The following is a 7,448-nucleotide window of genomic DNA, read 5'->3' as shown; positions in this document are numbered from 1 at the left end:
TTTATAGTGCTATCAAACTCCATATTATATAGACCAATCATAGAACAATCTTTTGGCTTATGCCAACCGAAAATTCATCTCCCACTTTCATTGGGCTATGCCCTTCACATTTAGAAGTGGGAGAATTCTTTTCGGAGATCCAGTTAAAAAGTATTACTGCGTTTTTATACAAGCAGCAGTTTTCTCGGTGAACATAATTGTATGCATACTTTTTTAAACGCCCACTAGTAAAGGAGATGCTTCACATGGATATCCATATGAATCAAGCTCATCTTTCACGTGAAAAAACAGCGCGAAGGAGACATGTTCCAACAGTAAAAAAACGAAAAGGAAGAAAATTGCTCTTGGGTCTAGTATGTTTTCTCGTTGTTGTTTATTATTTTTCAGCATTTATCGGGAGTGCCCTTGTAGATAAAAGCAAATTTGCTGCCTTTGAAGACAGCTTGAATAAAGAAAGTGTTGTGTCTGTACAGCAAATGCCGGCTTATGTAGAAGATGCGTTTGTGAGTATAGAAGACCACCGTTTCAATTATCACTTAGGTGTCGATCCGATTGCTATTGTACGTGCAATTAGCAAGGATGTCATGTCAAAAGGCTATGTCCAAGGCGGCAGTACCATTACGATGCAGCTTGCAAAAAACAATTTTTTAACGAATGAGAAATCGCTTGAACGCAAATTGAAAGAATTGTTCATTGCGGTTCATTTGGAAAGAATATATACGAAAGAAGAAATCATGACTGCTTACTTAAATACCATTTATTTTGGACATGGCATATATGGCATCGACGAAGCAGCTCATTTTTATTTTGGAAAAACAGTGAAGGAAAATGATCCAAACTTAGAAACGATTACTTTAAGCGAGGCTGCGATGCTGGCGGCACTGCCGAAAGCACCAGAGCATTATTCGCCAATCAATGATCCAGAGTTGGCGATTTCAAGACAAGCAGTTGTGTTAAAGAGAATGGAAAAGCTCCACAAAATATCAGAAAGTGAACGGCTGGCAGCAACGTGGACAACAATTGGAGAAATGACAACTGTCGATCGCAGTGCATAGCCATATATGAATGTGCAATGTTCTTCTATAAAAATGAAAAGTGGCCTACTTACGAAGAACCCGCTTTTCATTTTTTATGATGTGGTTCTTTTTGTATTTTAAAGTTGTACGATAAGAAAAACTAGTGACAACTAAATGATAGAAAGAAACGATAGAATGAGTGAAGGGGAAAGTTATTGTAAAAATATCAAATATGGTGGAGCAGCACCTCCACCTATTTTTGTACTTGTTTCAAGAACATATGTTTGCTATAATGGTGGAAAGAGGATCATGAACGCGTTTACATATCAGCTAGACTTATCTTCATTTTTCTTTTTATCTGCTCTCATTTCTGCTTTTTTGACGACCCACTCGAAGTGATTTTCTAATTCTTGTATATCTGCTTCTGATAACAGTTTCCATTTTTCATCTTGCAAAAAGTACGGTTTGATTCCTTTATCCATCAGCTCTCTTATAACCAACGAATGAATGTCATTGTTGAAGGCATTGTTCTGGTATTGATATTCTTGTCCACGAATGAGGTAGTCCAATGAAACATGGAAGAAGTCAGCCATTTTCACTAATGTTTCTAATGTTGGCCTTCTTTCTTCTCTTTCATAAGTGCCAAAAACATTCGCCGTAAAACCAAGCTTCATACTAATCTCTTTTTTTGAAAGTCCACTTTCTTCTCGTAACTTTGCTAATCTCATTCCAAAGCTTTCCAAACAGATCCCTCCCTATTCTAATATAATAACACACTTCGTGTGAAATATGTTTATAAACACTCTTTTTGTGTTGACTTTTTCCTCAAATAAAATTAACATAGAATGTGAACACACAAATTGTGTGCGTGGAGGTGGAGAAATTGAATAAGCAGTTTATTGCTAAGCGTTTAATAAAGCTGCGAGGGCCCAGATCACGCGAAGAAGTGGCAGAAGCACTTGGAATCAGCGTTAGTGCATTGCAAATGTACGAAAACAGCCAGAGAGTTCCACGAGACGATATAAAGATAAAAATTGCCCGTTACTACAAAAGAGACGTTCAGCAGATTTTTTATCAATAGCCTTTATATTTTTCTTTAGCTATAGCCTCATGCTCTACATAACAGCGCAGCCTAAGAAAATTTCTTGTTTTTTATTTCAAAGCAATTGGATCGCAACCCCTGCCATTATGTCAAAATAAGAGAACTTTGTTTAGGTTGTTTCGCTGTTCCATACTAACTGTCGGCATCCATTTATTTAGGATCACCGACAGTTAGTGTCCACGTATAAATGATATCTGAATAAAAGGGAATATGAAGGTGTATTTTTGTAAGGGATTATAACTTTTTATCTCTCATTTCTGCTTTTTTGACGACCCATTCGAAATGATTTTCAAGCTCTTTAATGTCAGCCTGCGACAATTGTTTCCATTTGTCTTTTTGTAAAAAATATGGATGCTCAATTCCTTTTTCTAAAAGCTCTCTCACAACGAGTTGATTCAATTGATAGGACAAGGGTTGATTTCGCTGTTGATATTCTTTGCCTCTAATTAAGTAATCCAAAGAAACATCAAAAAAATCTGCTATTTTAATAATTGTTTCTAAAGATGGCCGCCTTTCTTCTCTTTCATATGTTCCAAACACATTCGCAGTAAAGCCCAGCATGATACTAATGTCTTTTTTGGAATATCCACTTTTCTCACGAAGATTTGCTAAACGCTGTCCAAAACCTTCCATATATCGTCATCCTTTCCATGATCAAACATTTTAACACAATGCGTGTGAAATATGATTATTTACACGCTAATTGTGTTGACTTTTGAACAAAATGATTCTAAAATGGATCTTGACATTCAAATTGTGTGTCGGAAGGAATAAATATCATTACATGTTGATTCAAAGCATGCGATTAAACATTATGTAAGCGTATTCATAAAAGAGATAAAAAATTGATATTCGGTAATATGGAGCTTTTCAAGACATAAAAGTTCATTTGGTAGTAGGCTGAGAGGTTTATTGTTTATGTTTCGGAAATGGAGATTCTAAGAAGTTCAATATGAAAGCGATGAGAAGCATGTATGACATTTCATATACAATACTAGCAAATTATTTCAAACTAAAAAAGAAGTTGTTGAAAAAATGTAAAACGACTAAAGAATTGAATTCATGGCGTTCTTGAAAACGACAACAATAGCTTACATATGCATGTGTAATCAAAATAGTGATGTCGCTCGATAAGTGATGCATTCAATTAACACATTAACGAAACGGTTTCACTGAGAGGAGATCATAAGGTGAAGATTGGTGTTATTCAAATAAATTCAATCGATCATAAAAATACCAATATGAAAAAAATAATAAAATATATTGAGGAAGCAAAAGCCGAAGGTGCTGATTTAGTATCGATGCCGGAATATGTAAATCATTTAAGCGAAGATGAACATAAGGTTGCTTATGCAGAAGAAATTGAAGGGGAGACGATTAGTATGCTCGCTGCAAAGGCAAGAGAACACCGCATGTATATTCATTGTGGAAGCATCCTTGAAGAAGGAGATGGAGAAAAAGCATATAATACGAGTGTACTCATCAACCCACAAGGTAATGTGATTGCTAAATATCGCAAGCTGCACTTATTTGATATTGAGATTGAGGGGAGAGTGTCAGCGAAAGAATCGGACACGATTATTCCAGGTGATCATGTTGTTTGCGCTAATACGTCTTTTGGCAAGGTCGGCCTGACAATCTGCTATGATCTTCGTTTCCCAGAGCTTTATAGACAGCTTGCTTTAAGAGGAGCATCGATTATTTTTGTTCCTGCTGCTATTACGATGTATACGGGCATGAACCATTGGGAAGTGTTGTTAAGGGCCCGTGCAATTGAAAATCAATGTTTTATTATTGCCCCTGGGCAGATTGGCTCTCATATACCGAATCGGATCCATTATGGCAACAGTATGGTAATTGATCCGTTTGGAACAGTCATTTCAAGGTCGCCAGAAAAAGAAGGCGTTACAGTCACGAATATTGATCTGAAACATATTGAAGAGGTTCGCAAAAACATTCCTTGCTTTTCACAGCGGCGAACGGATATCTATTCTATTAGATAACAAAGAATGTCTGTTATAATAGCCATAATTGGCTGATCAGGAGGTGGACTCCCCCTAGTATTATTTATATGGCTATCTATTGAATTGAAATATATAGCGATTTGTGATCCTTTTATATAAGCAAGGAGAATACACAATGGAAAACGAATTAATGAAAATATTTGATGAGGACAGCAACCATATTGGAGTTGCTGCTCGTAAAGATGTACACACAATTGGCTATTGGCATGAGTCCTTTCATTGTTGGTTTATTAGTAATGAAGACGGAAAGGATTATATCTATCTACAACTTCGCAGTGAAGAAAAAGAGGATTATCCAAACCTTTTAGATATTACGGCTGCTGGACATCTAGTAGCTCATGAAACGATAGAAGATGGTATCAGAGAGGTGAAAGAAGAACTTGGTATTGATGTTACTTTTGATAAACTCGTGCCATTAGGTGTTATAAAGGATAGTATGATAAATGAGGGGTTTATTGATAAAGAATTAGCTCACGTTTTTTTATATCATAGTAAAAAGGCTTTTGATGAATTCCATCTACAAAAAGAGGAAGTTTCTGGATTATTTAAAGCGAAACTTGAACATTTTTATGATTTGTGGCTAGAAGAAAAAGACGAAATAAGAATCGAAGGCTTTAAAATAAATAAGCGTGGAGAAAAAATTTTCTTAAATAAGATCGTAGGTAAAAATGATTTAGTGCCACATGAAAATTCATATTATGAGCGGGTTGTAAGATTCATTTATAAGAATATAAATGATTAGAGACGTGCACGAGGAGCAACTTGTGAGACGATAAAATGAACCAATAACATAAACGAAAGTTCTGAAAAGTTAGATTTGACTAACAATAGCTGTTGGAATATAATGTACTCATCATGTGACTTCACTTAAAACAGTTTGCCCTGTTTATTCCCGTGAAGCAACCCTTTATTTGGGATATGATCATGGTTTTAATTCGAAATAGCTTAAGACTATTACATATACGAAGACATTTTCTTCTTGATAAAATAACTGTGAACCTACTGAATGTGAAAGTAGGTCGTAGCCAGTTTTATTATTCAATGACAGTTTGGATAATACAACTGGTTTTATTTATTTTGTCTCCTTTTCATGGGGAATGCACAGATAGAAAGGAGATGCAGGTTAAAAAGCTGCATGATCCAAAAAATGAGAATGTTCAGTCTATAAAAGGAAACGATTTTTTATTTTACCAGAATCTTTTAAAGCATCATTCATGAATTTATCAGAAGGAGAGGATTGTATTGTCAGAATATCGCGTTGCAGTAGATGTTGGAGGTACGTTTACGGATGTGTTTGTTTTTAACGAAAAGAATCAAGCAACTTTTATTGCGAAAACGGCGTCAACGCCTAGCAACCCAGAAAAAGGCATTATTCAAGGAATAAAGAAGGCGAATGTAGACGGTGGGCGTATTTCACTATTTTCTCATGGGACGACGGTTGGAACGAACGCTTTAATCGAAAGAAAGTTGCCCAGAACCGCACTGATTACAACAAAAGGGTTTCGAGATGTACCTGAAATACGGAGAGGAACAAGATTGAATCTTTGGGATGCATATGATGATGTTGCACCTCCATATATTAAGCGCCGTGATCGCTTTGAAGTATCGGAGCGCATTGATTATGCAGGCAATATTTTAGAAATAATCCAACCTGAAGAAGTGAAAGCGCTAGGGAAAATATTGAAAAAAAGAAATGTCCAATCTGTTGCTATTTGCTTCATGAACGCTTACGTAAATGCCGAACACGAATTAAAAGTGAAGCAGCTGCTTCAAGACGTTTTAGGAGAGGATGTATACATTTGTACATCTAGTGAAATACTTCCGGAAATTTTTGAGCATGAGCGTATGAGTACGACGATCGTGAATGCTGTATTAGGGCCAACTATAAGCCATTATATTCAAAAATTAGAAGATGAGATGAAGGATCTCGGTTATGATGGGGATATTCTCGTTCTTCATTCGGGCGGGGGTGTTATGACATCTGAAACTGTGCCGCGTTATGCAGCTCGATTTGCTAGCTCTGGGATTGCAGCTGGAGCAATTGCGAGTAAATATATTGCACAGTTATGTGGCTATCAACATGCAATTGGCTTTGATATGGGAGGAACAAGTACAGATATTTCGTTGATGTATGAAGGAAATTTGCGAGTGACGACCGATTGGTATATTGAGTATGGCTACCCGATTGGTTTTCCTAGCATTGAAATCTTAACAATTGGTGCTGGAGGAGGAAGTATTGCTTGGATTGATGAAGGAGGTTCGCTTCGTAATGGTCCGCACAGTGCAGGGGCCGAGCCGGGTCCTGTCTGTTATGGAATTGGCGGCACTGAACCGACAAATACTGATGCAAACCTGGTGTTAGGGAGATTGAATACGAAGCTGTTAGGCGGCCAAATGCAGCTAGATAAAGAAACAGCGATCGAAGCAGTGCGCAAACATATCGGGAAGCCATTTCAGTTGGATACAGCCGAAGCTGCAAATTCGATTCTGAAAGTAGCAAATGCAAATATGTGTGATGCGCTTCGTTTAATTTCAGTCCGTCGAGGCTACGACCCGCGTGAATTTGCTCTTGTAGCCTTTGGAGGAGCTGGGGGGCTCCACGGTGCTTACTTGGCAAAAGAAATGGGGATTCCGACTGTAATTATTCCTCCTCATTCAGGTGTTGCTGCAGCAATGGGCTGTTTACTCGTTGATGTACAGCATGATGTGACGAGAACCTATTTTGCTCAAGCCGATGAATTAAACGCCGAAACATTAGAAGCAGCCTTTATGGAAATGGAGAAAGAAGCGCATGCACTATTAAAAGAGGAGGGGCTGTCTCAAGAACAGATGCAATTTGTTCGTTATATTGATATGCGGTATGCTGGCCAATGGCGTTCATTAGCTGTCACAGTAGGCAGGCCCATTCGCACGATGGAGGCTGCACTTGATTGTTTTCATCAGGAGCATGAGAGAGAGTTTGCTTTTTCTGATGTAAAGCAGCAAGTAGAAATATACGGGCTGCGAGTCGCTGCGATTGGTACAGTTGCAAAACCGGCGCTTCCGAAGATCATAAAAAAGGGTTCATTAGCTGCCGCAGTAAAAGAAAAAAGAAGTGTCTTCTTTGAAGAAGCAGGAGGGTTTGTCGATACGTCCATTTATGAGCGAGCATCGATACCTACTAATCTTCCAATCACGGGCCCAGCTATTATTGAACAGCTTGATTCCACTGTTGTCGTTCCACCTGCATTTTTTGCTAAAGTCGATGAATATCAAAATATTTTAATGACGTACGAATCATTTTGAACGAAAAAGGATAGGACGTTT

Annotated in this window: 7 protein-coding genes; 5 read left to right on the top strand and 2 right to left on the bottom strand. The window is 37.7% G+C overall.

The window, feature by feature from the left end; all coding sequences use genetic code 11:
• The first annotated feature begins 245 nt into the window (after positions 1-245).
• Positions 246-1,055 carry a transglycosylase domain-containing protein gene (locus J2S08_RS06025; RefSeq protein ID WP_307227645.1) on the top strand — a complete coding sequence of 270 codons (810 nt, stop codon included), beginning with the start codon at positions 246-248 and terminating at the stop codon, positions 1,053-1,055.
• A 287-nt stretch (positions 1,056-1,342) separates the two neighbouring features.
• On the opposite strand, the gene J2S08_RS06020 is transcribed toward J2S08_RS06025, so the two are convergent.
• A complete protein-coding gene (locus J2S08_RS06020) occupies positions 1,343-1,759 on the bottom strand; it encodes a helix-turn-helix domain-containing protein (protein ID WP_307227643.1) in 417 nt (138 codons plus the stop codon).
• Between the two features lie 140 nt (positions 1,760-1,899).
• Here J2S08_RS06020 and J2S08_RS06015 point away from each other — a divergent pair, with 140 nt between their 5' ends.
• Positions 1,900-2,097, top strand: coding sequence for a helix-turn-helix transcriptional regulator (locus tag J2S08_RS06015; protein ID WP_307227641.1), 198 nt, complete (start codon positions 1,900-1,902; stop codon positions 2,095-2,097).
• 255 nt (positions 2,098-2,352) lie between these two features.
• On the opposite strand, the gene J2S08_RS06010 is transcribed toward J2S08_RS06015, so the two are convergent.
• On the bottom strand, positions 2,353-2,751 hold the full coding sequence (locus J2S08_RS06010) for a helix-turn-helix domain-containing protein (protein ID WP_307227639.1): 399 nt from the start codon (positions 2,749-2,751) through the stop codon (positions 2,353-2,355).
• Between the two features lie 557 nt (positions 2,752-3,308).
• Here J2S08_RS06010 and J2S08_RS06005 point away from each other — a divergent pair.
• The 3 genes from J2S08_RS06005 to J2S08_RS05995 all read left to right on the top strand — a co-directional run bounded on the left by J2S08_RS06005 (position 3,309) and on the right by J2S08_RS05995 (position 7,427).
• Complete coding sequence (locus J2S08_RS06005) at positions 3,309-4,121, top strand: carbon-nitrogen hydrolase family protein (protein ID WP_307227637.1); 813 nt, start codon at positions 3,309-3,311, stop codon at positions 4,119-4,121.
• 136 nt (positions 4,122-4,257) lie between these two features.
• Positions 4,258-4,884: an NUDIX hydrolase gene (locus J2S08_RS06000; RefSeq protein WP_307227635.1), complete on the top strand. Its 627-nt coding sequence runs from the start codon at positions 4,258-4,260 to the stop codon at positions 4,882-4,884.
• 500 nt (positions 4,885-5,384) lie between these two features.
• Positions 5,385-7,427 carry a hydantoinase/oxoprolinase family protein gene (locus J2S08_RS05995; RefSeq protein ID WP_307227633.1) on the top strand — a complete coding sequence of 681 codons (2,043 nt, stop codon included), beginning with the start codon at positions 5,385-5,387 and terminating at the stop codon, positions 7,425-7,427.
• Positions 7,428-7,448 lie beyond the last annotated feature (21 nt).

Source organism: Bacillus chungangensis (assembly GCF_030812995.1).
Taxonomy (GTDB): domain Bacteria; phylum Bacillota; class Bacilli; order Bacillales; family Bacillaceae_C; genus Bacillus_CF; species Bacillus_CF chungangensis.
Note: the sequence above shows the minus strand (reverse complement) of the source record. Positions and strands in the feature narration are given on the sequence as shown.